The organism is Agrococcus sp. UYP10 (assembly GCF_040547205.1).
GTDB lineage: Bacteria > Actinomycetota > Actinomycetes > Actinomycetales > Microbacteriaceae > Agrococcus > Agrococcus jenensis.
In genome coordinates this window covers 2,795,591-2,821,761 of the sequence record NZ_JBEPPG010000001.1, presented here as the reverse complement: position 1 = coordinate 2,821,761, position 26,171 = coordinate 2,795,591, and the positions used below count along the sequence as shown (strand labels likewise).

Below are 26,171 nucleotides of genomic sequence, written 5' to 3'. Positions count from 1 at the left end.
GAAAGGCATGCCATGGCTCTGACTCCTGACGACGTCGTCCACAAGCGCTTCGAGACGACGCGCTTCCGCGACGGCTACGACCAGGACGAGGTCGACGACTTCCTCGACGAGGTGGTCACGGAGCTGCGACGCCTCACCGAGGAGAACGACGCGCTCCGCGCCGAGAACGCCACGCTCCGGTCCGGCGGCGAGGTCGCCGCCCCGGTCGTCCAGGCACCGGTCGACACCGCAGAGCTCGACAGCCTGCGCGCCGAGAACGAGCAGCTCAAGCAGCAGCTCGCCGAGCGCGACGCAGCGCCGGCCGAGGCGCCCGCAGAGCCCCAGCAGCAGCAGGAGGAGCAGCCCGCGCCGATCGCCGAGGTGCCCGCACCCGCAGCGGCAGGCAGCAGCGAGGCCAACAGCCTCATCGCCCTCGCCACGCGTCTGCACGACGAGCACGTCGCCGCGGGCGAGCAGCGTCGCGACGAGCTCATCGCCGCGGCCGAGGCCGCCGCGCAGCAGATCGAGGACGACGCCCAGCAGCGCAAGGTCGTGCTCGAGCAGGAGTTCGACGACCAGAAGGGCAAGCTCGAGCAGCAGAAGACCGCGCTCGAGGCGAAGATCGACGAGCTCAAGAGCTTCGAGCGCGACTACCGCCTCAAGCTGCGCGGCTACATCGAGAGCCAGCTCCGCGACCTCGACCGCTCGTCCTCGCTCGCCTTCGGCGGCCAGGGCGGAAGCTGAGCGCGCGCTCCTTGCCTGAGGACAGCACGGCTGGCGACAGCACGACGGTCCCGAGGTCGACCGCCTGGCGGATGCTGGGCCTCGTCCTCGGGACCGCTGTCGTCGTCTGGGGCGCCGACCTGCTCGCGAAGGAGTGGGTCCTCGCCTCGATGGCGGAGGGCGAGCAGCGGCCGGTGCTCGGCGAGCTGCTGCAGTGGCACTTCGTCCGCAACCCCGGCGCGGCGTTCTCGTTCGCGGCCGGCTCGACCTGGATCTTCACGATCCTGGCCGCCGCCGTGGTGGTCTTCATCGTCACGCAGCTGCGCAGCATCCGCTCGCCGCTCTGGGCGATCGCCTTCGGCGGCCTGCTCGGCGGCACGCTCGGCAACCTCACCGACCGGCTGACGCGCGAGCCCGGCTTCTTCGTCGGGCACGTGATCGACTTCATCCAGGTCTGGGGCTTCCCGGCGATCTTCAACATCGCCGACATCTTCATCGTCTCGTCGATGATCGGCGTCGTGCTGCTCGTGCTCCTGAACATCGGGCTCGACGGCGTGCGCCGCACGGACGAGCCGAAGCGCCAGCGAGCGGCCGACCTGGACGCGACGCAGCCGCTCGACCCGGAGGACCGGCCCTGATGGAGTCGCGCTTCCTGCAGGTGCCGCCGGGGCTCGACGGCACCCGTGCCGACGCCGGGCTCGCGAAGCTGCTCGGCCTGTCGCGCACCGCGGTCGTGACGATGCTCGACGACGGCGGCGCCGTCCAGGACGGCACGGTGCTCGGCAAGTCCGACCGGCTGCGCGCCGACGCCTGGCTCGACCTCAGCTGGCGGCCGCGCGAGGAGCCTCGGCTCGTCGCCACGCCCGTGCCGGACCTCGGCATCGTGCACGACGACGACGACATCGTGGTGGTCGACAAGCCCGCCGGCGTCGCCGCGCATCCGAGCGTCGGCTGGCAGGGGCCGACCGTCGTCGGCGCGCTCGCCGCCGCCGGCTTCCAGGTCGCGACGTCGGGCGCCGCCGAGCGGCAGGGCGTCGTCCACCGCCTCGACGCCGGCACGAGCGGGCTCATGGTGGTCGCGAAGAGCGAGCGCGCCTACTCGGCTCTCAAGGCGGCGTTCCACGACCGCGAGGTCGAGAAGATCTACCACGCCGCCGTGCAGGGCCACCCGGATCCGCTCACCGGCACCATCGACGCGCCGATCGGCCGGCATCCGAGCCACGAGTGGCGCTTCGCGGTGGTGTCGAGCGGCAAGCACGCGATCACCCACTACGAGACGCTCGAGGCGTACCGCGGCGGCAGCCTGCTCGAGATCGAGCTCGAGACCGGCCGCACCCACCAGATCCGCGTGCACATGGCGGCCCGCCGGCATCCGTGCCTCGGCGACACGATGTACGGCGCCGACCCCACCGTCGCCGCCCGCCTCGGCCTCTCGCGGCAGTGGCTGCACGCCATGCGGCTCGGCTTCCGGCACCCCGGAACGGGCGAGCAGGTGGTCTTCGAGTCGACCTACCCCGCCGACCTCGCGGGCGCGCTCGAGCAGCTCCGCGAGGAGTGACCCCGGCCTGTCGCGTCGGCCCCCGCCCGTAGGATCGAGGGGCCATGGCAGACTCCTTCGCGCACCTCCACGTCCACACCGAGTACTCGATGCTCGACGGCGCAGCTCGCATCAGCGAGCTCATGAAGGCCGTCGGCGACCAGGGGATGCCGGCCGTCGCGATGACCGACCACGGCAACGTCTTCGGCGCCTACGAGTTCTGGAAGGCCGCGCGGGCGCAGGGCGTCAAGCCCATCATCGGCACCGAGGCCTACATCACGCCCGGCACGCACCGCTCCGACAAGACGCGCGTGAAGTGGGGCGGTCAGGACGCCTCGTCGGGCGACGACGTGTCGGGCGGCGGCGCGTACACGCACATGACGCTGCTGGCCGAGAACGACGAGGGGCTGAAGAACCTCTTCCGGCTCTCGTCGTACGCGTCGATGGAGGGCTTCTACTTCAAGCCGCGCATGGACCGCGAGCTGCTCGAGCGCCACTCGAGCGGCCTCATCGCGACCACCGGCTGCCCCTCCGGCGAGGTGCAGACGCGCCTGCGGCTCGGCCAGTTCGACGCCGCCGTCGAGGCGGCCGCGTCGTACCGCGACCTGTTCGGCCGCGAGAACTACTTCCTCGAGATCATGGACCACGGCCTCGAGATCGAGAAGCGCGTGCGCGAGGACCTGCTCGAGATCGGCCGCAGGCTCGAGCTGCCGCTGCTCGCGACGAACGACCTGCACTACACGCACGCCGAGGACGCGAAGAGCCACGAGGCGCTGCTGTGCGTGCAGTCGGGCTCCACGATGGACGACCCGAACCGCTTCAAGCTCGAGGGCGGCGGCTACTACGTGAAGTCGGCCGCCGAGATGCGGCACCTCTTCCGCGACATGCCAGAGGCGTGCGACAACACGCTGCTCATCGCCGAGCGCTGCGACGTCACGTTCGACGAGCAGGCCAACTACATGCCGCGCTACCCGGTGCCGGAGGGCCACACCGAGGACACCTGGTTCCGGCACGAGGTCGCGGTCGGCCTCGAGCGCCGCTACCCGGGCGGCGTGCCCGAGAAGGTGCACCGCCAGGCCGACTACGAGATGGACGTCATCTCGAACATGGGCTTCCCCGGCTACTTCCTCGTCGTCGCCGACTTCATCAACTGGGCGAAGGACAACGGCATCCGCGTCGGGCCCGGCCGCGGCTCCGGCGCCGGCTCGATGGCCGCGTACGCGATGCGCATCACCGACCTCGACCCGCTCGAGCACGGCCTCATCTTCGAGCGCTTCCTCAACCCCGACCGCGTCTCGATGCCCGACTTCGACATCGACTTCGACGACCGGCGCCGGCCGGAGGTCATCCGCTACGTCACCGAGAAGTACGGATCGGAGCGCGTCGCGCAGATCGTCACCTACGGCACGATCAAGTCGAAGCAGGCGCTCAAGGACTCGTCGCGCGTGCTGGGCTTCCCCTTCGGCATGGGCGAGAAGCTCACGAAGGCGATGCCGCCCGCGGTGATGGGCAAGGACATCCCGCTCTCGGGCATCTTCGACCCGGATCACCCGCGCTACAAGGAGGCGGGCGACATCCGCGCCCTCATCGAGACGGACGCGGAGGCCAAGACCGTCTTCGAGACCGCCCGCGGGCTCGAGAACCTCAAGCGCCAGTGGGGCGTGCACGCGGCGGGCGTCATCATGTCGTCCGACCCGCTCATCGACATCATCCCGGTGATGAAGCGCGAGCAGGACGGCGCGATCATCACCCAGTTCGACTACCCGGCGTGCGAGTCGCTCGGCCTCATCAAGATGGACTTCCTGGGGCTCCGCAACCTCACGATCGTCTCGGATGCGCTCGACAACATCCGGGCGAACCGCGGCGAGGAGATCGACCTCGAGACGCTGCCGCTCGACGACCGCGGCGCCTACGAGCTGCTGCAGCGCGGCGACACCCTCGGCGTCTTCCAGCTCGACGGCGGGCCGCTGCGCTCGCTGCTGCGGCTCATGAAGCCCGACTCGTTCGGCGACATCTCGGCCGTCATCGCGCTCTACCGGCCCGGTCCCATGGGCGCCGACTCGCACACGAACTACGCGCTGCGCAAGAACGGGCTGCAGGAGAACACGCCCATCCACCCGGAGCTCGAGGAGCCGCTCGCCGAGATCCTGGGGGAGAGCTACGGCCTCATCATCTACCAGGAGCAGGTGATGGCGGTCGCGCAGAAGGTCGCCGGCTACACGCTCGGCGAGGCCGACATCCTGCGGCGCGCGATGGGCAAGAAGAAGAAGGCGGAGCTCGACAAGCAGTACGCGGCCTTCGAGGGCGGCATGCTCGAGCGCGGGTACTCGGCGGGCGCGGTCAAGGCGCTCTGGGACGTGCTGCTGCCGTTCTCGGACTACGCGTTCAACAAGGCGCACTCCGCCGCCTACGGCGTCATCTCCTACTGGACCGCCTACCTCAAGGCGCACTACCCGGCGGAGTACATGGCGGCGCTGCTGACGAGCGTCGGCGACTCCAAGGACAAGATGGCGATCTACCTGTCGGAGTGCCGGCGGATGGGCATCACGGTGCTGCCGCCGGACGTCAACGAGTCGACGCTCTACTTCACGGCCGTCGGCGACGACATCCGCTTCGGCCTCGGCGCCGTGCGGAACGTCGGCGAGGGCGTGGTCGAGGGCATCATCGCGGCGCGCGAGCGCGAGAGCGCCTACACGTCGTTCCACGACTTCCTCAAGAAGGTGCCGCTCGGCGTCGCCAACAAGCGGACCGTCGAGTCGCTCATCAAGTCGGGCGCGTTCGACACCATGGGCGCCACGCGGCGGGCGATGCTCGAGATCCACGAGGATGCCGTCGACGCGGCCGTCTCGATCAAGCGCAACGAGGCGAACGGCCAGGTCGACCTCTTCGGCGACATCTTCGACGACCTCGACACCGTCGCTGACCGGGTGCCCGACCGGCCCGAGTGGGGCAAGCAGGACAAGCTCGCGTTCGAGCGCGAGATGCTCGGCCTCTACGTCTCCGACCACCCGCTCGCGGGCCTCGAGCTCGAGCTCGCGAAGCACGCGACGCACCAGATCCAGGACCTCGCCGAGACCGCCGAGGACGGCGACACCGTCATCCTCGCCGGGCTCGTCACGAGCGTGCAGCACCGCGTCGCCCGCAACTCCGGCAACCCGTACGGCATCTTCGCGCTGCAGGACTTCGGCGGCGAGCTCGAGGTGATGGTGCTCGGCAAGAGCTACACGGAGTTCCGGCACACGCTGCAGGCCGACCAGGTGGTCGTCGTGCGCGGCCGCGTGCGCACGCGCGACGACAGCTTCACGATCCACGCGAACAGCATCGACACGCCGGACGTGCAGCCGGTCGACGAGACCCGCCCGCTCGAGCTGCGCATCCCGGAGCGGCGCGCGTCGATGACCGCGATGCGCGAGCTGCGCGGCCTCCTCGAGCGGCACGCCGGCCCGACCGACGTGCGGCTCGCGCTCGAGCGGCCCGACATCGAGCGGGTCTTCGCGCTGCCGCAGCAGGTGCGCGTCTCGAGCGACCTGTTCGGCGAGCTGAAGAGCCTGCTGGGCCCGGCGTCCATCGCCTGACTCCGGTGCGGCCGGCTGGCGGCACCTGAGTGGTCATGACCGCGGGTGAGTGGTCATTCCGGCGGGTGAGTGGTCATTCGGGCCGGTGAGTGGTCACTCCGGCGGGTGAGTGGTCACTTCGGCGCGTGAGTGGTCAGTCGGGCGGGTGAGTCGTGGGTGCGCGGAGCGTGTCGCGACTGCGGTGGATGCGGTGGGCATTTGGGAAGCGAGCGCGGGGGCTCGTCGTGCGGGCGCCACGGACCCGCGCCCCGCTTGAGGTGCGGTACTGACCTCTCGGGCGCGGGAGTGACCGCTCGGGCGCGGGAGTGACCGCTCGGGCGCGGGAGTGACCGCTCGGGCGCGGGAGTGACCGCTCGGGCGCGGGAGTGACCGCTCGGGGACGGGAGCGGGCGCCCCGCGAATACGATGGAGCACGTGCTCCGACGCCTCGACCTGACCTCCCTGCCCGACGACCGCACGCTCCGCGCGCTGCTGCCGCGGCCGGCCGTCGACGTCGACGCGGCGCTGCCCGCGGTCGCCGAGCTCGTGCGCGACGTGCGGGAGCGCGGCGAGGCGGCGCTCGTCGAGCAGGCCGAGCGCTTCGACCGGGTCCGCCCGGCGGCGGTGCGCGTGCCGGTGGCCGAGATCACCGGTGCGCTGGCGTCGCTCGCCCCCGCGGTGCGCGAGGCGCTCGAGACGGCGATCGCCCGCGTGCGCGTCGGCTCGGCGGCGCAGGTGCCGCCGCCCTCGCGCGTCGAGCTCGCGCCCGGCGCGGTCGTCGAGCTGCGCTGGCAGCCGGTCGATCGGGTCGGCCTCTACGTGCCGGGCGGCAAGGCCGTCTACCCGTCGAGCGTCGTCATGAACGTGGTGGCGGCCCAGGCGGCCGGCGTCGTGTCGATCGCGGTCGCGAGCCCCGCCCAGGCCGAGCACGGCGGGCTGCCGCACCCCACCATCCTCGCCGCGTGCGCGCTGCTCGGCGTCGACGAGGTCTACGCGATGGGCGGGGCCGGCGCGATCGCGGCGCTCGCGCACGGCGTGGCCGGCATCGGCCTCGACGCGGTCGACGTCGTGACCGGCCCCGGCAACGTCTTCGTCGCCGCGGCGAAGCGGCTCGTCTCCGGCGTCGTGCGCGTCGACTCGGAGGCCGGCCCCACCGAGATCCTCGTCATCGCCGACGCGAGCGCCGACGCCGAGCTCGTCGCCGCCGACCTCGTGAGCCAGGCGGAGCATGACGAGCTCGCGAGCGCGGTGCTCGTCACCGACGACGCCGGGCTCGCGGACCGCGTCGACGCGGCTGTTGCGCGCCGCGCGGCCAAGACCCCCGCGGCCGAGCGGGTGCGGGCGGCGCTGACGGGGGAGCAGTCCGCGATCGTGCTCGTCGCCGACCTCGCAGCCGCGGCGCGCGTGAGCGACGCCTACGCGCCCGAGCACCTCGAGCTGCTGACGGCGGACGACGACGCGCTGCTCGCGCGCATCCACCACGCCGGGGCGATCTTCGTCGGCCCGCACGCGCCCGTGAGCCTCGGCGACTACGCGGCCGGCTCCAACCATGTGCTGCCCACGGGCGGCCAGGCGCGACGGGTCGCCGGGCTCGGCGCCGCGACCTTCCTGCGCCCGCAGCAGGTCGTGCGCTACGACCGCGCCGCGCTCGCCGAGGTGCGCGCCGCCGTCACCGCGCTCGCCGCCGCCGAGGGGCTGCCCGCGCACGGCGAGGCGATCGAGGCACGCTTCGAGGAGGCGCGCTGATGCACTGCCCGTTCTGCCGCAACCCCGACTCCCGCGTCGTCGACTCCCGCACGAGCGACGACGGCACCTCCATCCGCCGCCGCCGGCAGTGCACGCAGTGCGGGCGTCGCTTCACCACGACCGAGACGGCGAGCCTCTCGGTCGTGAAGCGGTCGGGCGTGCTCGAGCCCTTCCGCCGCGAGAAGGTCATCGAGGGCGTGCGGAAGGCCGTGCGCGGCCGACCCGTCACCGACGCGGACCTCGCGGGCGTCGCGCAGTCGGTCGAGGAGACGATCCGCGCGACCGGCGCGAGCCAGATCGACGCGAACGAGATCGGCCTCGCGGTGCTGCCGCCGCTGCGTCAGCTCGACGAGGTCGCCTACCTGCGGTTCGCGAGCGTCTACAACGCGTTCGACTCCCTCGACGACTTCGAGGACGCCATCCGCGCGCTGCGCGAGGACCAGCGGCCCGACGAGGAGCAGCAGTGACCCGTGCAGCAGTGACCGCCTACGACCTGCTGTTCCGGCACGGCTTCTCGCGCGTCGATCCTGAGGCCGCGCATCACCTCGGCGCGCGCGCGATCCGCGCGATCGGCGCCGCCCGCCCGGGCGTCCGCACCGATGCCGGGCTGCGGACGCGGGCGCTCGGGCGGGAGTTCCCGACGCCGTTCGGCATCGCTGCCGGCTTCGACAAGGACGCCACGATGATCGCCGGGCTCGGCGCGCTCGGCTTCGGGCACGTCGAGGTCGGCACGCTGACCGCGCACGCACAGCCCGGCAACCCGCAGCCGCGGCTGTTCCGGCTCGTCGACGACCGCGCGCTCGTCAACCGGATGGGCTTCAACAACGGGGGAGCGGCAGCAGCAGCCGATCGCATCGCGGCGGCCCGCGAAGCCGTCTCGCGCCCGGTGATCGGCGTGAACATCGGCAAGAGCCGCATCGTCGACGCCGACGACGCCCCCGCCGTCGAGCGCGACTACCTCGCGTCGACGCGGGCGCTCGCGCCCGTGGCCGACTACCTCGCCGTCAACGTGTCGTCGCCGAACACCCCGGGGCTGCGCGGGCTGCAGGACGAGCGGCTGCTCGAGCCGCTGCTCGCCGCGATCCGCGGCGCGGCCGGCGACGTGCCCGTGCTCGTGAAGATCGCGCCCGACCTCGACGACGAGCAGGTGGAGGGCATCGCGGCGCTCGCTGCACGGCTGCACCTCGCCGGCGTCATCGCGACGAACACGACCATCAGCCGCGAGGGCCTCCGGAGCCCGGCGGATGCCGTCGCCTCGGCAGGTCAGGGCGGCCTCTCCGGCCCGCCCGTCGCGGCTCGCTCGCTCGCGGTGCTGCGGCTGCTGCGCGCGGCGCTGCCCGCGGAGGTCGACGTCGTCTCGGTCGGCGGCGTCGAGACGGCCGCCGACGTGCGCGAGCGCATCGCCGCGGGTGCGAGCCTCGTGCAGGGCTACACCGGCTTCATCTACCGCGGTCCCGGCTGGGCGCGCGAGATCAACCGCGGGCTGCTCGCCCCGCACGCTTAGGCCGAGTGGTCACGACACGCCGGTTCACAGTCGCGGCTCGCGGCGTGTCCTGACCACTCGCGCGAGGGTCGCGCTCAGACCGGGTACTTGAAGAGCGTCGTCTTCGGCTTCGGCATGCGCATGAACGGGAGCTGCACCGACCGCATGGTCGCGTACCAGCCGTGGCCCTTGGCATCCTTGTCGCCGAACTTCGCGCGGATCGCGCGGCGCAGCTGCCAGGCCATGAGCACCGAGTCGAGGATCACCACGACGACGAAGCCCCACAGCACGAGGTTCGCGATGATGCGCCACTGCGGGTCGTTGATGAAGGTCAGCACGAGCACGACGATCATCATCGGCATCGCGAGCATGCCGATCGAGAGGCGGGCGTCGACGAAGTCGCGCACGTAGCGGCGCACGGGGCCCTTGTCGCGCGCGGGCAGGTACTTCTCGTCGCCCTGCTCGAAGCCCCGGCGGGCCTTCTCGCGCTCGGCGCGGATCTTGTCCTGCGACTGCTTGCGCGCCTCCTTGCGGTCGGCGGGCACGAGCGGCCGGCGGTTGCGCGCGACCTGCTCGGACTGCTTCGGCGTGCGGCGCACCTCCGGCTGCGGCTCGGGCTGAGCCTTGCTGGCGTCGGAGCGGCTGAAGAGCGGCACGTGAGGTCCTTCTCGACGTCGGATGCGTCGACGCGGAGTGCGTCGGCGCCGGAGGCTGCGCCGTCGGATCGAGCCGGCGGCAGCATCCCATGGTACCGCCGAGCATGTGCGGGCGCGCCGCCTAGGATCGAGCGCATGACCCTTCCGACAGACCCCTCCGAGCGCGCCGGACTCTCCGACAGGGACCGCGCGGTGCTCGCCGCCGTCGACGCCGGCTTCGACCGCGCCGTCGACGACCTCAAGGCCCTCGTGCGCATCCCGAGCGTCGCGTGGGACGCCTACGACCCCGCCCACGTGCAGGCGAGCGCCGAGGCCGTCGCCGCCCTCGCGGAGGGCACCGGCGTCTTCGAGCGCGTGTCGATCGAGCGCGCGCCGATCGGCGACACCGATGCGCTCGGCCAGCCCGCCGTGCTCGCGACCCGCGCGGCCAAGGCCGGCCGCCCCTCCGTGCTGCTCTACGCGCACCACGACGTGCAGCCGTGGGGCGACGAGTCGCTGTGGCGCACGCCGCCGTTCGAGCCCACCGAGGTCGACGAGCGCCTCTACGGCCGCGGCGCCTCCGACGACAAGGCGGGCGTCATCGCGCACATCGCCGCCGTCCGCGCGCTCGCCGAGGTGCTCGACCCCGAGGTCGGCATCGCGCTGTTCATCGAGGGGGAGGAGGAGCATGGCTCGCGCTCCTTCAAGCGCTTCCTCGAGCAGCACGCCGACGTGCTGAGCGCCGACCTCATCGTCGTCGCCGACAGCGACAACTGGTCGACCGAGGTGCCGTCGCTCACGATCGCGCTGCGCGGCAACGTCGCCCTCAACGTGCGGCTCACGACGCTCGGCCACGCGAGCCACTCCGGCATGCTCGGCGGCGTCGTGCCCGACGCGATGATGGCGTTCGCGAAGCTGGCCGCGAGCTTCTGGAGCGAGGACGGCTCGGTCGCGATCGAGGGCCTCACAGAGGCGGACCTCGACGTTCCCGAGCAGTCGGAGGCGCACATCCGGGAGGAGGGCGCCGTGCTCGACGGCGTCGACCTCATCGGCACCGGCCCGCTGCTGCGCCGCCTCTGGGCGAAGCCGGCCGCGACGATCACCGGCGTCGACGCGCCGAGCGTGCCGGATGCGTCCAACACGATCCTGCCGACGGTCCGGTTCCGGCTCTCCACCCGCATCGCTCCCGGCCAGTCGGCCGCCGACGCGTTCGCGGCGATCGAGCGGCACATCCGGGCGCACACGCCGTTCGGCGCGCACATCGAGTTCGACAGCATCGACCTCGGCGACCCCTTCCTCGTCGACGCGAGCGGCTGGGGCGCGACCGAGGCGAAGCAGGCGATGGCGGATGCGTGGGGCGCTGACCCGGTGGAGACCGGCATCGGCGGCTCGATCCCGTTCATCGCCGACCTCGTGCAGCAGTTCCCCGGCGCGCAGATCCTCGTGACGGGCGTCGAGGACCCCGCCACGATGGCGCACAGCCCGAACGAGTCGCAGCACCTCGGCGTGCTGCGCCGGGCCATCGGTGCCGAGGCGCTGCTGCTCGCCCGCGCAGGGGATCGCACGGCCGGGAGCAGCGCGGAATAGGATGGTGCTGTCGGGCGTTGTCCCGGCAGAGACTGGCGAGAGGAGCAGCAGATGACGGATCAGCAGGTGTCCGAGGTGGCGACGCACGGGGTGACCCTGACCGACGTGGCCGCCGACAAGGTGCGTCGACTGCTCGACCAGGAGGGCCGCGACGATCTGCGGCTGCGGGTCGCCGTGCAGCCCGGCGGCTGCTCCGGCCTGATCTACCAGCTCTACTTCGACGAGCGCACCCTCGACGGCGACGTCGTGCGCGACTTCGACGGCGTCGGCGTGGTCGTCGACCGCATGAGCGTGCCCTACCTCGACGGCTCCACGATCGACTTCGAGGACTCCATCCAGAAGCAGGGCTTCACGATGGACAACCCCAACGCACAGGGCTCGTGCGCCTGCGGGGACTCGTTCCACTAGATCCCCGACGCACGGCCGACCGACGCCGCCGATCCCCTCCGGATCGGCGGCGTCGTCGCGTTCCACGGGGCCTTGTGGGCTGCGTCGCAGGCGCCTGAGCGGGGTCTGTGGGTACTAGGATCGAGGGAGACGCTGACAGACCCGGAGGAAGACATTGCGCAATCGTCGAACCCGTTTGATCGCTGCCCCGCTGGCGGTGGTGGTCGCGCTTGCGCTGGCCGGATGCACCCAGGCGCAGCTCCAGGGATGGATGCCGTCGCAGCCGGGCCTGACGAACCACGTCGACCGCATCATGGGCCTCTGGACGACCTCCTGGATCGTGCTGCTGGCCGTCGGCCTCATCACGTGGGGCCTGATGATCTGGGCCGCCGTCGCCTACCGCCGTCGCAAGGGCCAGACCGGCCTGCCGGTGCAGCTCCGCTACCACATGCCGATCGAGATCTTCTTCACGATCGTCCCCGTCATCCTCGTCGCCGGCTTCTTCGCGTTCACGGCGCGTGACCAGGCGATCATCGAGGAGCCCATCGAGGACCCCGACTACTCGATCACCGTCTACGGCAAGCGCTGGGCGTGGGACTTCGTGTACGACCGCGAGGGCCAGGAGCCGGTGCACTACCAGAGCATCCAGGTGCAGGAGGAGCCCGACTCGAGCCAGCTCGACGCGAGCACCCTGCCGACGCTCGTGCTGCCGACGAACTCGTCCATCGAGATCACCCTCGAGTCGCGCGACGTCGCGCACTCCTTCTGGATCGTGGAGTTCCTCTACAAGAAGGACATGCTCCCGGGCGTCACGAACCACATGTACTTCGAGACGGGCGACCAGGAGGGCATCCTCGCGGGCAAGTGCGCGGAGCTCTGCGGCGAGTTCCACTCGGCCATGCTCTTCAACGTCGAGCTCGTCAGCCCCGAGGAGTACGACGCCTACCTCGAGAGCCTCGAGCAGCAGGGCTTCGTCGGCCCGATCGACGAGACCCTCAACACCCACACGGGCGATGGCAACATCGACCCTGAGCGCGACGAGAGCGTCGACACGACCAATGAAGGCGAGGGCGAGTGATGACCGCCACGGCGACCCGACCCGCGGTCAGCCCGACCGCTGAGCGCAAGGGCAACGTCCTGGTCAAGTGGATCACCTCCACCGACCACAAGACCATCGGGTACATGTACCTGATCGCGTCGTTCGTGTTCTTCCTGATCGGCGGCGTCATGGCGCTGCTGATCCGCGCCCAGCTGTTCGCGCCGGGCCTGGAGATCGTGCCGACCGAGGAGCAGTACAACCAGCTCTTCACGATGCACGGCACGATCATGCTGCTGATGTTCGCGACGCCGCTCTTCGCCGGCTTCGCCAACGTGCTCATGCCGCTGCAGATCGGTGCACCCGACGTCGCCTTCCCCCGCCTCAACGCGATGGCATTCTGGATGTACTCCTTCGGGTCGTTCATCGCGGTGGCCGGCTTCCTCACCCCGCAGGGCGCCGCCGCGTTCGGCTGGACGGCCTACACGCCGCTGAGCGACAGCGCCTTCTCGCCCGGCGTCGGCGGGCACCTCTGGGTGCTCGGCCTCGCCCTCTCGGGCTTCGGCACGATCATGGGTGGCGTCAACTTCATCACCACGATCATCACGATGCGCGCGCCCGGCATGACGATGTTCCGGATGTCGATCTTCAGCTGGAACATCCTCATCACGTCGATCCTCGTCGTGATCGCGTTCCCGATCCTGGCGGCGGCGTTCTTCGGCCTCGCGGTCGACCGCATCTTCGGCGGCCACGTCTACGACCCGGCCAACGGCGGCGTCGTGCTCTGGCAGCACCTGTTCTGGTTCTTCGGGCACCCCGAGGTCTACATCATCGCGCTGCCGTTCTTCGGCATCATCTCCGAGGTCATCCCGGTCTTCTCGCGCAAGCCGATCTTCGGCTACAACACGCTCGTCGGCGCGACGATCTCGATCGCGGCCCTCTCGGTGACGGTGTGGGCGCACCACATGTACGTCACCGGCACGGTGCTGCTGCCGTGGTTCGCGCTCATGACCATGCTGATCGCGGTGCCGACCGGCGTGAAGATCTTCAACTGGATCGGCACGATGTGGCGGGGCTCGATCACGTGGGAGTCGCCCATGCTGTGGGCGCTCGGCTTCCTCGTGACGTTCACCTTCGGTGGCCTCACCGGCGTCATCCTCGCCTCGCCGCCGCTCGACTTCCACATCTCCGACACGTACTTCGTGGTCGCGCACTTCCACTACGTGGTGTTCGGCACGGTCGTGTTCGCGATGTTCTCGGGCTTCTACTTCTGGTGGCCGAAGTGGACCGGCAAGATGCTCAACGACCGCCTCGGTCACGTGCACTTCTGGATGCTCTTCATCGGCTTCCACATGACGTTCCTCGTGCAGCACTGGCTCGGCGTCATCGGCATGCCCCGCCGGTACTACACGTACCTCGAGGAGGACGGCTTCGCCTGGATGAACCAGGTCTCGACGATCGGCGCGATGCTGCTGGCGCTGTCGATGGTGCCGTTCCTCTGGAACGTCTGGATCACCGCGCGCACCGCGCCGAAGGTGACCGTCGACGACCCGTGGGGCACCGGCCGCTCGCTCGAGTGGGCGACCAGCTGCCCGCCGCCGCGCCACAACTTCACCTCGATCCCGCGCATCCGCTCGGAGTCGCCCGCCTTCGACCTGCACCACCCCAACGCGGGTCCGCAGTACGGGGTCGGCGTGGGGCCGCTGAAGGACGCCCCGCAGCGACCGGTGGTCGACCTGGCAGACGGAGAGGTGCGCTGACATGCGCGCGAACATCATCATCCTCGGCGTGCTCGCCGCGTTCTTCTTCCTCTCCGCCGCGGTGTACACGCTGTGGCACATGGCGGCCTACGACGGCACGGTGGAGTGGACCGGCACGCTGGGCCTCGCGCTCACGGGCATCATGTCGACGTTCATCGGCTTCTACCTGGTGCTGACGCGCCGCTCGCAGCATGCGGAGCACCCCTCCGACCTGCTCGACGCCGACATCGACGACGCCGACCCGGACGAGGGGCACTTCTCGCCGTGGAGCTGGTGGCCGATCCTGCTCGCGGGCTCGCTCGCGCTGCTGTTCGTCTCGCTGGCCGGACCGACCTTCCTCATCCCGATCGGCGCAGGCCTGCTGCTGATCATGCTGGTCGGCTGGGTGTACGAGTACTACCGCGGCAACTTCAGTCGCTGACGCACGCACCTCCTTCTCGAACGACAGAGCGCCCCGTCCATCGGACGGGGCGCTGTGTCGTTCAGTCGGCCCAGTTGCCGAGCGCGAGCTGCACGGTGTTGTAGAGCAGCAGCGCGCATCCGAGCCACAGCGCGACCCAGAACCAGCGCCTCCGCCGGCCGCGGGTGAGGTCGGCGAGCAGGATGAAGATCGGGAACATCGTCAGCGTGTTGCGGGCGAGCGACAGGTAGCTGTTGCTCGTCATGAGGGATGCGGCCGTGGTGCCGACGAGCGTCGCGGACCCCCAGTCCTTGCGGCGGGCGAGCACGACGACGCAGACGGCGATGCCGACGGCCGCGACGACCTCGAGGACCGCCTGGATCTGCCAGTCGAGCTTCGGCTCGCGCAGCACGTGGATGCCCTGGTTGAAGAGCGTCTCCCAGGGCCAGCGGGTCCGCCGGTTCCATCCCTCGCTCTGCGCGTGGAACCACGCGAGCAGGTCGCCGGTCGCGACGTAGAGCCACACCCAGTAGGCGAGCACGCCCAGCCCGGAGCTGCCGACGGCGATGAGGTCGATGACGCGGAACCGCTCGCCGCGGCGCTTGAGGCCCACGAGGTAGAGCACCAGCAGCGCGATGACGAGGAACATGCCGCTCGCGCGGCTCGCGGTCGCGACGATCCCGAGGACGCCGACCAGCCAGTACCGGCCGCGCAGGCACGCGTGCCAGGCCCAGACCGCGCCGGCGAGGTAGAGCGCCTCCGAGTAGGAGGCGACCAGGAAGACGGCGTAGGGGCTGAAGGCGAAGAGCGCTGCGGCGCGGCGGGCCGTGCCGGCGTCGAACTGGTGCTGCGCGATGCGGTAGACGCCGACGGTCGCGACGATGGAGGCGATCGCGGCCACGAGCCACATGCCGAAGGCGATGCTGTCGAGGCCGACGGCGCCGAGCGACACCACCCAGGCGACGGCCCACGACAGCATCGGGTAGAGCGGGAAGAACGCGATGCGCTCGATGCCCGAGCCGCCGTCGCACGGCTGCCCGACGTAGCCGTAGGAGGCGACGCACGCGAAGTAGCCGCTGTCCCAGCGGTAGAAGAGGCCGAAGAAGCCGTCGGGGGCGTACTCCGGCCCGCCCGCGACCAGCACGACGACGAGCCCGACGAGCTGGATGCCGATGCGCTGCAGCAGCCAGATGGCGAGGCAGTAGCGGATGCCGGACCGCATGATCCAGCTGATCGCGGAGCGGCGCGAGACGGGGAGTGCGAGCGTCGACAACAGGGCCTCCCCGGAGCGGTCCGACGAGGGGAGCCTAGGTGATGCGGCGCTCCTGCGGGCGGGCCCGGTGGATCGCCTGAGGCGCTCCTGAGGTCAGACGGCGCGGCCCGCGCGTCGCCCGGTGTGCAGGCAGCCGCCGAGGAAGGTGCCCTCGAGCGCGCGGTAGCCGTGCACGCCGCCGCCGCCGAACCCCGCCGCCTCGCCGACGGCGAAGAGCCCGGGGATCGGTGCGCCGTCGGCGCCGAGCGCTCGCGCGTCGAGATCGGTCTGGATGCCGCCGAGCGTCTTGCGGGTCAGCGTGCGCAGCCGCACCGCGATGAGCGGCCAGTGGCGCTCGTCGAGGATGCGGTGGGGCGCCGCGGTGCGCACGAGCCGGTCGCCGACGTAGTCGCGCGCGCGGCGGATCTCGACGGCCTGCGGGTCGGTGGAGGCCGGGTCGGCGACCGCGGCGTCGCGCTCCTCGATCGCGGCGACCACGGCGGCGCGGTCGATGTCCTCGAGGCGCTGCATGCCGTCGAGCAGCTCGGTGAGGCTGTGCGCGACGACGAAGTCCTCGCCGTGGTCGAGGAACGCCTGCACCGGCGCGGGCGCACCGGGCAGCACGCGCTGCGCGAGCCGGCGGATGCTGCGGCCGGTGAGGTCGGGGTTCTGCTCGGAGCCCGAGAGCGTGAACTCCTTCTCGACGATCGACTGCGTGAGCACGAACCACGAGTGCTCTGCGCCCACCGACCGCAGGTGCTCGAGCGTCGTGAGGGTGTCGAAGCCGGGGTAGTTGGGGGAGGGCAGCCGGCGCCCGCGGTGATCGATCCACAGGCTCGACGGCCCGGGCAGGATCCGGATGCCGTGCTGCGGCCACACCGGATCCCAGTTCGCGATGCCCTCGGTGTAGTGCCACATGCGGTCGCCGTTCACGAGCCGGGCGCCCGCGTCGTTCGCGATCGCCAGGCCGGAGCCGTCGACGTGGAGCGGCACGCCGCGCACGGCCTCGCGCGGCGACGCGCCGAGGCGCGCGGGCCACAGCTCGCGCACGCGCTCCAGCTCGCCGCCGATGCCGCCGGTCGCGACGACGACCGACTCGGCGCGCAGCTCGAACGAGCCCGTCACGTCGCGGCTCGACGGCTCGCCCCGCACGGTCAGGTCGTCGGCCAGCCGGTCGCCGGCGACGCCCACGACCCGGCCGTCCTCCACGAGCAGGCGCGTCGCGCGGTGCCGGAAGGACAGGGAGGCGCGGCCATCGGCCACCGCGTCGCGGAGCCGTCGCGTGAACGGCGCGACGAGGCCGGGCCCGGTGCCCCAGACGATGTGGAAGCGGGGCACGGTGTTGCCGTGCCCGCCGGGCGTGCGGGCGCCGCGCTCCGCGTGGCCGACGACAGGGAAGAGACGCACGCCGAGCTCGCGCAGCCATGGGCGCAGCTCGCGGTGGGCGAAGTCGAGGTAGGCCTCCGCCCACTGCCGGCCCCAGGCATCCTCGTCGCGGTCGAAGCCGGCGCTCGCGAGCCAGTCGGCCCTGGCGAGCTCGAGCGAGTCGGCGATGCCGAGGCGGCGCTGCTCGGGGGAGTCGACGAGCAGCAGCCCGCCGAACGACCAGTACGCCTGGCCGCCGATCGACTGCGGTCCCTCCTGCTCGACGATGCGCACGGTGCGGCCGCGATCGAGCGCCTCGCACGCCGTGACGAGGCCGGCGAGGCCCGCGCCGATGACGATGACGTCCATCAGCGGATGAGCGGGTTGCGGTTGAGCATGGCCGTCGCGGCTCGCTCGAAGTACTCGTCGAGCTCGGCGCGGTGCAGCGGCGCGGGGTCGAGCGCGTCGAGGGCGCCGCGCATCGCGGCGAGCCAGCGCTCGCGCGCATCCGGGTCGACGGGGAACGGCGCGTGGCGCATCCGCAGCCGGGGGTGGCCGCGCTGCTCGCTATACGTCTGCGGACCGCCCCAGTACTGCTCGAGGAACATCCGGAAGCGCTCCTCCGCACCCGCGCGGTCGTCCTGCGGATACATCGGCCGCAGCACGTCGTCGGCCCAGACGCGCTCGTAGAACTCGTGCACAAGCGCGCGGAAGAACGGCTCGCCGCCGACGGCCTCGTGGAGCGACTGGATCACGGCTTCGCCTCCAGCCCGTCGCCGACGACCTTCTGCACGGACGGCAGGTCGAGGCCGAGCTCGTCGAGGCCGGCCTTGACGCGGCGGCGCAGCTCGCGGGCGACGTCCTCCCGCGCGTTGGCGCGCGTGCGGACGACGAGCCGCAGCACGACCGCATCGGGCGACACCGACTCGATGCCCCAGGTCTCCGGCTTGTCGATGACGCGGCCGAGCCACGCGGGCTCCTCGCTCATCGCCGTCGCGACGTCGAGCAGCTGCCGCTCGACGAGGTCGACGTCGGCGTCGTAGGGCACCGCCTGGTCGATGATGACGCGCGCCCAGCCCTGCGACCGGTTGCCGACCCGCAGGATCTCGCCGTTGCGCACGTACCAGAGCGTGCCCTCGACGTCGCGCACCTGCGTCACGCGGATGCCGACCGACTCCACGACCCCGGATGCGGCGCCGAGGTCGACGAGGTCGCCGATGCCCACCTGGTCCTCGAAGACCATGAACAGCCCGTTGAGGAAGTCCTTGATGACGCCCTGCGCGCCGATGCCCGCCGCGGCGCCCAGGAAGCTCGCCATCGCGACGAGCGACGCGGCGTTCACGCCCAGGATGCTGAGGATGAGGATGAGCGCGAGCGCCGCGATCACCCACGCGAGCATCGTGTTGAGCACGCTGCCGATCGCGCGGGTGCGCTGCACGACGCGCACCTGCGCGAGCGGGGAGTTCGACAGGGCCTCGGTGTCGGCGGCGTCGGCGCGGCGCTTGACGCCGCTCACCACGCCGCCGACCACGCGGCCGATGATCGTCCTGACGACCCGGAACGCGATGAACGCGCCGACGATGACGATGAGGATGCCGATCGGCGCGCCCCACACGTCCCACCAGGCCGCGACCGCGGCCCAGTCCACGCCGTCGGACGGCGTGCTCGTCTCGAACCTCATCCCCGCGGCCCCGATCAGGCGTCCCGCTCCTGCGCGGCGAGCGCGCGCTCGACGCCCGCGAGGTGCTCGACGACGATGCGGCGCAGCGCCGGCACGGCTGACGTGTTGTCCGCGAGCCAGCCGCGGGTGGCATCCGCGAGCTCCTCGCTCGCGAGCGACGCCGGGTAGAGGCCGACGAGCAGCCCCTCGGCCACCTGATAGGTGCGCGAGTCCCAGATCTGCTGGATCGCGTCGTGGTAGCGGGGGATGAGCCCCGTCAGCACCGTGGCGTCGTTGACGTGCGCGAGGCCGAGGCCCGTGTAGCGCACGATCATGTTCGAGGCACCGGCCTCGTCGACGACCGACGCGAACGCGGCCTCCTTGGCCTCGGGGGTGGCGATGGTCGCGCGCGCACGAGCGGCGAACTGCCGGCCGGTCGCGGTGTCGTCGGCCGCCAGCTCCGCGGCGATCTCCTCCTCGCCAGCCGCGCCGTTCAGCACGAGGCCGTCGAGCAGCTGCCAGCGCAGGTCGGCGTCGATCTCCAGGCCGCTGAGCGAGGTCCCGCCGCTCAGCAGGCCGCGGAGGATCTCGACGTGCTCGGGCGTCGACGCGAGGCCGGCGAAGGCGCCGGCGAACTGGAACTGCGCGTCCGACCCCGCCTCGGCGGAGGCGGCGAGCTCCCACAGGCCGTCGCCCACCCGCCGGATCGTCTCGGCGCGGCGCGACGGGTGCACGTACGAGCGGGCCGCGAGGCCGAGCTGCGCGAGCGCGAGGCGGATGGTCGTCGACTCGGTCTCGGCGCCGATGTTGGCGAGCACGAGCTCGACGTAGTCGCTCGCGGGCGTCTCGGCGTCGCGCGTCGCGTCCCATGCCGCGCCCCAGACGAGCGCGCGGGCGAGCGGGTCCTCGATCGTGCGGAGGCCCGAGAGCGCGGCGCGCATCGACGACTCGTCGAGGCGGATCTTGGCGTAGGCGAGGTCCTCGTCGTTGATGAGGATCAGCGAGGGGCGGATGTGGCCCACGAGGGAGGGCACGGCGGTCTCGGCACCGTCGACGTCGAGCTCGACGCGGTGGGTGCGGCGCAGCACGTCGTCCTCCTGCTCGTAGAAGCCGATCGCGAGGCGGTGCGGGCGGAGCGTCGGCCACTCGGCGGGGCCGGTCTGCTCGATGGCGAACGACGAGATGATGCCGTCGGCGGTCGTCTCGATGCGCGGGCGCAGCGTGTTGACGCCGGCCGTCTCGAGCCACAGCCGGCTCCACTCGGTGAGGTCGCGCCCACTCGCGGTCTCCAGCTCGGCGAGCAGGTCGGCGAGCTCGGTGTTGCCCCACGCGTGCTTGCGGAAGTACGCGCCGACGCCCTGCATGAAGGCCTCGAGCCCCACCCAGGCGACGAGCTGCTTGAGGACGGAGCCGCCCTTCGCGTAGGTGATGCCGTCGAAGTTGACCTGCACGTCCTCGAGGTCGCGGATCTCAGCGACGATCGGGTGCGTCGAGGGCAGCTGGTCCTGGCGGTAGGCCCAGGTCTTCTCCATCGCCTGGAAGGTGGTCCAGGCGTTCGTCCACTCGGTCGCCTCGGCCGTCGCGAGCGTCGACGCCCACTCCGCGAACGACTCGTTGAGCCACAGGTCGTTCCACCAGCGCATCGTCACGAGGTCGCCGAACCACATGTGGGCGAGCTCGTGCAGCACGGTCACGACCCGGCGCTCGCGGATGGCGTCGGTCACCTGGGCGCGGAACACGTACGACTCGGTGAACGTCACGCATCCGGCGTTCTCCATCGCGCCGGCGTTGAACTCCGGCACGAAGAGCTGGTCGTACTTCTCGAACGGGTAGGCGACGCCGAACTGCGACTCGAAGAAGGCGAAGCCCTTGCGGGTGATGTCGAAGAGGTAGTCGGCGTCCATGTGCTCGGCGAGCGACGCGCGGCAGAAGATGCCGAGCGGGATCACGCGGCCGTCGCTCGACGTGAGCTCGGAGCGCGTGACCTCGTAGGGCCCGGCGACGAGCGCGGTGATGTAGCTCGAGATGCGCGGCGTCGGCTCGAACGACCAGACGGCAGTCTCGCCGTCGACGGCCGGCTCGGGCGTGGACTGATTGGACACGACCTGCCAGCGAGCGGGCGCGGTGATCGTGAAGCGGAACGTGGCCTTGAGGTCGGGCTGCTCGAAGACCGCGAAGACGCGGCGCGAGTCGGGCACCTCGAACTGCGAGTAGAGGTAGACCTCGCCGTCGACCGGGTCGACGAAGCGGTGCAGGCCCTCGCCGGTGTTGACGTACAGCGCGTCCGAGACCACCGTCAGCTCGTTCTCGGCCTCCAGGCCGTCGAGCTGGATGCGCACGCCGTCGTTGACGCTCGCGACGTCGAGCTCGGCGCCGTTGAGCGTGACCGAGTGCACGGTGCGGGAGATGTGGTCGATGAACGTCGAGGCGCCGGCCTCAGCGGTGAAGCGCACGCTCGTCGTCGAGCGGAACACCTCGTCGCCGGTGGTGAGGTCGAGAGCGATGTCGTAGCTCTCGACCTGGACGAGCGCCGCGCGCTCCTGGGCCTCGACGCGAGTGAGGTTCTCTCCGGGCACGCTGGACTCCTTGTGACTGTGGTGCAGGTGCGACCAGCGTAGTGCCGCGCGGCGCGGCCCCCGCCGTGCCGTCGCTAGCATCGAGGCATGACTGCGACGACCCCGATCGAGACCGTCCCCGAGGCCCAGCCGCGCGTGCGGATGTGGTTCGATCCCACCTGCCCGTGGGCGTGGATGACGTCCCGCTGGCTCGGCGAGGTCGCCGACACCCGCGGCTTCGACGTCGACTGGCAGGTGATGAGCCTCGCCGTGCTCAACGAGGGCCGTGACATCCCCGCCGAGTACCTCGCGCGGATGCCGCGGTCGATGCGCCTCACGCGCCTCGTGACCGCGGCTCGCGAGGCCGGCGGCGACGCGGTCGTGAAGCCGCTGTACGACGCGCTCGGCACGCGCATCCACCACGACCGCCGCAAGGACGACGACGCGATCGTCGCCGAGGCGCTCGCCGAGGTCGGCCTCGACGCGTCGCTCGCCGACGAGACGGATGCGCACGACGCGACGCTGCGCGGCACCCACCAGGCGGCGATCGACCTCGTCGGCGACGACGTCGGCACCCCGGTCGTGGCGGTCGACGACGTCGCGTTCTTCGGACCGGTCGTGAGCCCGGCGCCCACCGGCGAGGAGGCGCTGCGGCTCTTCGACGGCGTCGTCGCGGCCGCGTCGATCGACGGCTTCTTCGAGCTCAAGCGCTCCCGCACGCGCGGTCCGGTCTTCGACCGGGTCGCCGACGAGCCGCAGGTCGCCTGATGCGCGTGCACGTCGGCACCGACCACGCCGGCTTCGAGATGTCGAAGCGGCTCGTCGCCCACCTCGAGGCGGCAGGCCACGAGGTCGTCGACCACGGCCCGGCCGAGTACGACGCCGAGGACGACTACCCCTCGTTCTGCATCAACGCCGCGCGGGCGGTCGTGCGAGACCAGCGTGCGGGCGTCGAGGCGCTCGGCGTGGTCTTCGGCGGCTCCGGCAACGGCGAGCAGATGGCGGCCAACAAGGTCGAGGGCGCGCGTGCTGCGCTCGCCTGGAGCCTGCCGACCGCCGAGCTCGCCCGCGAGCACAACGACGCGAACGTGGTCGCCGTCGGTGCGCGCCAGCACTCCGAGCAGGAGATGCTCGACATCATCGACGCCTTCCTCGCGACGCCCTTCTCCGGCGCTGAGCGCCACGCACGACGGATCGCGCAGCTGGGGGAGTACGAGACGACCGGCAGCATCGCGGGCCACGAGATCCACTGATGACGGCAGGCTCCGATGCCTGAGGGGCATTCCGTCCATCGCATCGCCCGGCAGTTCGGGGCGAACTTCGTCGGCAGCCGCGCCGCCGTGACGAGCCCGCAGGGCCGCTTCGAGGTCGGCGCCGCCGAGCTCGACGGCCGCACCATCACCTCGTCGGAGGCGATCGGCAAGCACCTGCTGCTGGGGTTCGACGGCACCGCGGCGGCGCCGGACCGGGTGCTGCACGTGCACCTCGGCATCTACGGCGCGTGGGACTTCGCCGGCGCCATCTCCGTCGACCCGACCATCCTCGCGAGCACGCTCGCGGTCGGCACTGCCCGGATGGGGCAGACCGGCATGCGCGGCGTCGGCGGCGGTGCGGGAACGGACGGCGAGCACGAGGACTCGATCGCGTCGATCGGGGCGCCGCGGCTCGCCCGCCTGCGGGCGGGGGAGCGCGAGACGGCGAGCGAGGTCGCGGGCTTCCCACCGGAGCCGGTCGGGCAGGTGCGCGTGCGGATCCTCACGGCGACCGCCGTCGCCGACCTGCGCGGTCCGACCGTGTGCGAGGTGCTCGAGCCCGCGCAGGTGCGGGCGCTCGCGGATCGGCTCGGACCCGATCCGGAGGCGCCGACCGAGTCGCGCCGGCGCGCGGAGGACCGCTTCGTCGCGCGCGCGGCGCGGTCGGGCCAGGCGATCGGGCAGCTGCTCATGGACCAGTCGGTGGTCGCCGGGATCGGCAACGTCTACCGAGCAGAGCTGCTGTTCCGCGCGCGGATGGACCCGCACCGCCCGGGCAACGTCGTGCCGGAGGACGAGCTGCGCCGGCTCTGGCGGGACTGGGTGAAGCTGCTGCGGATCGGCGTCGAGACCGGGCAGATGCTCACGATCGACGGGCTGCGCGGTGCGCGACGAGCTGCGGCGCTCGCGAACCGCGCCGACCGGCACTGGGTCTACAAGCGCGAGGGGCAGCCGTGCCGTCGCTGCGGCACCTCGATCGCGCTCCAGACGATGCAGGGACGCAAGCTCTACTGGTGCCCCGGCTGCCAGCTCTGACGTCGCGCCTCAGCGCCACCGATACAGCGTCGCCGCGTCGATCCCCGACTCCGACGGGCTGATGACCCACGACCCGGTCGGGTCGTCGGCGCGCACCGCGACGATCACCTGCGCGACCTCGCTGTCGCCGGGCGCGAAGTCGTAGATGTAGCCGAGGTCGTTCGGCGCTGCGGCGGTCGACGCGGAGTTCTGGTCGGTGAAGGGTCCGCCGTCGGGCTGGTAGGCGAAGGTCATGTCGTGCATCGGATGCGTCGTGATGACGCCGACGTTCGTGATCTCGAGCTCGAGGATGACGAAGCGCTCGCCGGCGCGCGGCACCCCGCCGGTCATCGCGGCGAGGTCGTCGGCCGGGTCGATCGAGCGCAGGGCCGTGACCTCCCACGTGGACCCGCGGTCGGTGTGGATCGTCACGGTGTCGCCGTAGGAGAACTCGCCAGGGGCGGTCGTGGGCACTGGGGGATCGGTGGGGCCGTTGGTGGTCGGCGCGGGCGCGATGTCGCTGAAGACCGGCGTGGGGCTCGCTGGGATGGCCGGGTCGTCGGGCGTCGAGGGCGGCATCGCGACGCAGGCGGCGAGGGCGAGCGATGCGATCGCGACGAGGGCCGCGCCGAGCCGGGTCGAGCCCTGCCGGCGGGGACGGGTGACGAGCCTGGCCTGCACACCGGCACGCTACTGCGTGCGGCTGTGAGCGAGGGCGCCGCCACCACGCTGGTCGAGGAGCGCGTCGCGAAGCGGCACGCGTATCGAGACCGATCGACTAGAACGGCGCCTGCGGCGCTGGCCCGAACGTGCCTCGCCAGAGCCATTCGGTGTAGCTCTCGGTGAACCGCGGCCCGACCTGCTCCGGCTCGTCGACGTAGACGGCGCCCATGGGCGACTCGAACCGCAGCACGCCGGGTTCGAGCTGGGTGACCTTCCATCGTCTGCCGGCGGGGAGCACGGCGCCCTTGAGCATGTGATGTCGTCGGCAGAGGTGGGCGAGGTTGCCGGGTGTGGTCGTGCCGCCGTCGGCCCAGGGGATGGTGTGGTCGATGTCGGCGTGCTCGGCCTTGGCGCAGCAGCCGGGCCATCGGCACCGCTGGTCGCGCTCGCGGAGCAGCCGGCGGACCTGCCGGGACGGCTTGTACGTGTCGGTGGCGATGACGTGTCCCTTGACGGGGTCGGTGAACACGCGGGTCCAGGTCTTCGTGACGCCGTCGAGCCAGCGGGCGGTGTCGGGGTCGACGAGGGCTCCGCTGCGCAGCCTGGCGCTGTCGCCCGTGTCGTTGCCGTCGTCGCCGAGGAGCACAGTCGCGGGGATGACGATGCTGACCTGGGCGCGGATGCCGGCGAGTGCCGGGTCGGTGGGTTCGCCGGTGAGGAGCAGGTCGCAGCAGGCGTCGGCGCGGCGCTGGTCGACGGTGCGCGGGTCGTCGTCGCCTGCTGCCCGCGCCATCTCGGTGGCGCGGTCCAGGATGCCGTGTGCCAGCACGGTGGGGATGTAGAGCACCATCTTCGACATGGCGTCGGCGAGGTCGGTGACGAACACCTCGCGACCGTCCCGGGCGATGCGGTGCCGCTCGACCAGCGGCTCCTCGACGAGCTTCTCCAGCTCGCGGCGGGCGATCTTCGCGAGCCTGGCCGGCGTCGTCGTCTCGGCGACGGGCAGCAGCGCCGCTTCGAACTGCGCGCGAGCCTCTGGCGTCTTGAGGGGTGCGCCGATGTCGGTGATGACGCGGAGGTGGCCTTGGTGGATGCGGGTCTCGCCCCAGGCGCGCAGGGTTGCGGGCCATTCGTCGAGGGTCCGCATGGCGCGGTCGATCTCTGCTTCGACGGTGCGGTCGCTGCGGCGCTGGCGGAGGGCGAGCTCGTTCGCGAGGTCGCGCATGACGATGCCGGCGTCGAGGTGCGCGTCGCCGGCCTCCTCGAGCGCCAGCAGCCCGAGCCCGGCGAGCGCGTGGGTGCGCATCGCCTGCAGCCCCGCGATCGCGGCGTCGAGGTCGACGACGATCTTGATCGCCGACGCCCGCACATCCTGCACCGTGGGCACGGGCACGGCCTCGAGCTCGGAGCCTGTCTCCACAGGCGTCCCCGCGCCGTCGCCGGAGTCGGTCGCGTCCCCGGGGCGCGGCCCACGCAGCCATTGCGGTCCTTGCGCCGCGGCAGGGTCCAGCGGCACCGGCAGCTGCCGGTGCGCCGGCCACCGCGAGGCCTGGATCTCCGTCGACATGGGCGCAGTCTCCCA

At 71.7% G+C, this 26,171-nt stretch carries 23 protein-coding genes; 15 read left to right on the top strand and 8 right to left on the bottom strand.

Annotated elements, in window-relative coordinates; genetic code table 11:
• The first annotated feature begins 12 nt into the window (after positions 1–12).
• From ABIB37_RS13855 to ABIB37_RS13825, 7 genes are all read left to right on the top strand, one after another.
• On the top strand, positions 13–723 hold the full coding sequence (locus ABIB37_RS13855) for a DivIVA domain-containing protein (protein WP_354261328.1): 711 nt from the start codon (positions 13–15) through the stop codon (positions 721–723).
• 71 nt (positions 724–794) lie between these two features.
• Entirely contained in the window at positions 795–1,340 is a 546-nt protein-coding gene (lspA, locus tag ABIB37_RS13850) for a signal peptidase II (RefSeq protein WP_354261326.1), read from the top strand.
• Positions 1,340–2,260, top strand: coding sequence for an RluA family pseudouridine synthase (locus ABIB37_RS13845; protein WP_354261324.1), 921 nt, complete (start codon positions 1,340–1,342; stop codon positions 2,258–2,260). Before lspA ends, ABIB37_RS13845 begins: the two co-directional genes overlap by 1 nt.
• Positions 2,261–2,304: 44 nt before the next feature.
• On the top strand, positions 2,305–5,814 hold the full coding sequence (dnaE, locus tag ABIB37_RS13840) for a DNA polymerase III subunit alpha (RefSeq protein WP_354261322.1): 3,510 nt from the start codon (positions 2,305–2,307) through the stop codon (positions 5,812–5,814).
• A 414-nt stretch (positions 5,815–6,228) separates the two neighbouring features.
• Positions 6,229–7,539, top strand: a complete 1,311-nt coding sequence (hisD, locus tag ABIB37_RS13835; protein WP_354261320.1) for a histidinol dehydrogenase — start codon at positions 6,229–6,231, stop codon at positions 7,537–7,539.
• The gene (gene nrdR, locus ABIB37_RS13830) at positions 7,539–8,006 is read left to right on the top strand and encodes a transcriptional regulator NrdR (protein ID WP_123697641.1); all 468 of its coding nucleotides are present in this window, start codon (positions 7,539–7,541) and stop codon (positions 8,004–8,006) included. The genes hisD and nrdR overlap by 1 nt, the downstream gene beginning before the upstream one ends.
• Entirely contained in the window at positions 8,003–9,043 is a 1,041-nt protein-coding gene (locus ABIB37_RS13825) for a quinone-dependent dihydroorotate dehydrogenase (protein ID WP_354261318.1), read from the top strand. Before nrdR ends, ABIB37_RS13825 begins: the two co-directional genes overlap by 4 nt.
• Before the next feature lie 74 nt (positions 9,044–9,117).
• Here ABIB37_RS13825 and ABIB37_RS13820 read toward each other — a convergent pair whose 3' ends face one another.
• Positions 9,118–9,678 carry a DUF3043 domain-containing protein gene (locus ABIB37_RS13820; RefSeq protein WP_354261316.1) on the bottom strand — a complete coding sequence of 187 codons (561 nt, stop codon included), beginning with the start codon at positions 9,676–9,678 and terminating at the stop codon, positions 9,118–9,120.
• A gap of 135 nt (positions 9,679–9,813) precedes the next feature.
• Between ABIB37_RS13820 and ABIB37_RS13815 the strand changes: the two genes are divergently transcribed.
• The 5 genes from ABIB37_RS13815 to ctaF all read left to right on the top strand — a co-directional run bounded on the left by ABIB37_RS13815 (position 9,814) and on the right by ctaF (position 14,848).
• Positions 9,814–11,244, top strand: a complete 1,431-nt coding sequence (locus ABIB37_RS13815) for a M20/M25/M40 family metallo-hydrolase (RefSeq protein ID WP_354261314.1) — start codon at positions 9,814–9,816, stop codon at positions 11,242–11,244.
• Positions 11,245–11,295: 51 nt separating this feature from the next.
• Positions 11,296–11,652, top strand: a complete 357-nt coding sequence (locus tag ABIB37_RS13810; protein ID WP_123697646.1) for a HesB/IscA family protein — start codon at positions 11,296–11,298, stop codon at positions 11,650–11,652.
• A 196-nt stretch (positions 11,653–11,848) separates the two neighbouring features.
• A complete protein-coding gene (ctaC, locus tag ABIB37_RS13805) occupies positions 11,849–12,709 on the top strand; it encodes an aa3-type cytochrome oxidase subunit II (protein ID WP_502914073.1) in 861 nt (286 codons plus the stop codon).
• Positions 12,709–14,427, top strand: coding sequence for an aa3-type cytochrome oxidase subunit I (ctaD, locus tag ABIB37_RS13800; RefSeq protein ID WP_123698543.1), 1,719 nt, complete (start codon positions 12,709–12,711; stop codon positions 14,425–14,427). Before ctaC ends, ctaD begins: the two co-directional genes overlap by 1 nt.
• Position 14,428: 1 nt before the next feature.
• Positions 14,429–14,848, top strand: coding sequence for an aa3-type cytochrome oxidase subunit IV (gene ctaF / locus ABIB37_RS13795; protein WP_354261310.1), 420 nt, complete (start codon positions 14,429–14,431; stop codon positions 14,846–14,848).
• A gap of 61 nt (positions 14,849–14,909) precedes the next feature.
• Here the strand turns inward: ctaF and ABIB37_RS13790 are convergent, their stop codons facing one another.
• The 5 genes from ABIB37_RS13790 to pepN form a co-directional block, all read right to left on the bottom strand.
• On the bottom strand, positions 14,910–16,100 hold the full coding sequence (locus tag ABIB37_RS13790; protein ID WP_354261308.1) for a mannosyltransferase family protein: 1,191 nt from the start codon (positions 16,098–16,100) through the stop codon (positions 14,910–14,912).
• A gap of 93 nt (positions 16,101–16,193) precedes the next feature.
• On the bottom strand, positions 16,194–17,813 hold the full coding sequence (locus ABIB37_RS13785; RefSeq protein ID WP_354261306.1) for an FAD-binding dehydrogenase: 1,620 nt from the start codon (positions 17,811–17,813) through the stop codon (positions 16,194–16,196).
• Positions 17,813–18,199, bottom strand: a complete 387-nt coding sequence (locus tag ABIB37_RS13780; protein ID WP_354261304.1) for a globin — start codon at positions 18,197–18,199, stop codon at positions 17,813–17,815. Before ABIB37_RS13780 ends, ABIB37_RS13785 begins: the two co-directional genes overlap by 1 nt.
• Complete coding sequence (locus ABIB37_RS13775) at positions 18,196–19,125, bottom strand: mechanosensitive ion channel family protein (RefSeq protein WP_354261302.1); 930 nt, start codon at positions 19,123–19,125, stop codon at positions 18,196–18,198. Before ABIB37_RS13775 ends, ABIB37_RS13780 begins: the two co-directional genes overlap by 4 nt.
• Positions 19,126–19,139: 14 nt before the next feature.
• A complete protein-coding gene (pepN, locus tag ABIB37_RS13770; RefSeq protein ID WP_354261300.1) occupies positions 19,140–21,680 on the bottom strand; it encodes an aminopeptidase N in 2,541 nt (846 codons plus the stop codon).
• Positions 21,681–21,767: 87 nt separating this feature from the next.
• Here pepN and ABIB37_RS13765 point away from each other — a divergent pair, with 87 nt between their 5' ends.
• From ABIB37_RS13765 to ABIB37_RS13755, 3 genes are read left to right on the top strand one after another with little or no spacing between them, the layout of a single operon-like run.
• Positions 21,768–22,427: a mycothiol-dependent nitroreductase Rv2466c family protein gene (locus tag ABIB37_RS13765; RefSeq protein ID WP_354261298.1), complete on the top strand. Its 660-nt coding sequence runs from the start codon at positions 21,768–21,770 to the stop codon at positions 22,425–22,427.
• Entirely contained in the window at positions 22,427–22,912 is a 486-nt protein-coding gene (locus ABIB37_RS13760; protein WP_354261296.1) for a ribose-5-phosphate isomerase, read from the top strand. The genes ABIB37_RS13765 and ABIB37_RS13760 overlap by 1 nt, the downstream gene beginning before the upstream one ends.
• 15 nt (positions 22,913–22,927) lie before the next feature.
• A complete protein-coding gene (locus ABIB37_RS13755) occupies positions 22,928–23,947 on the top strand; it encodes an Fpg/Nei family DNA glycosylase (protein ID WP_354261294.1) in 1,020 nt (339 codons plus the stop codon).
• A gap of 9 nt (positions 23,948–23,956) precedes the next feature.
• Here ABIB37_RS13755 and ABIB37_RS13750 read toward each other — a convergent pair whose 3' ends face one another.
• Together ABIB37_RS13750 and ABIB37_RS13745 are read right to left on the bottom strand one after the other, a co-directional pair.
• Positions 23,957–24,607, bottom strand: coding sequence for a hypothetical protein (locus ABIB37_RS13750; protein ID WP_354261292.1), 651 nt, complete (start codon positions 24,605–24,607; stop codon positions 23,957–23,959).
• Positions 24,608–24,704: 97 nt separating this feature from the next.
• On the bottom strand, positions 24,705–26,156 hold the full coding sequence (locus ABIB37_RS13745; protein ID WP_354261290.1) for an HNH endonuclease signature motif containing protein: 1,452 nt from the start codon (positions 26,154–26,156) through the stop codon (positions 24,705–24,707).
• Between the last annotated feature and the right edge of the window lie 15 nt (positions 26,157–26,171).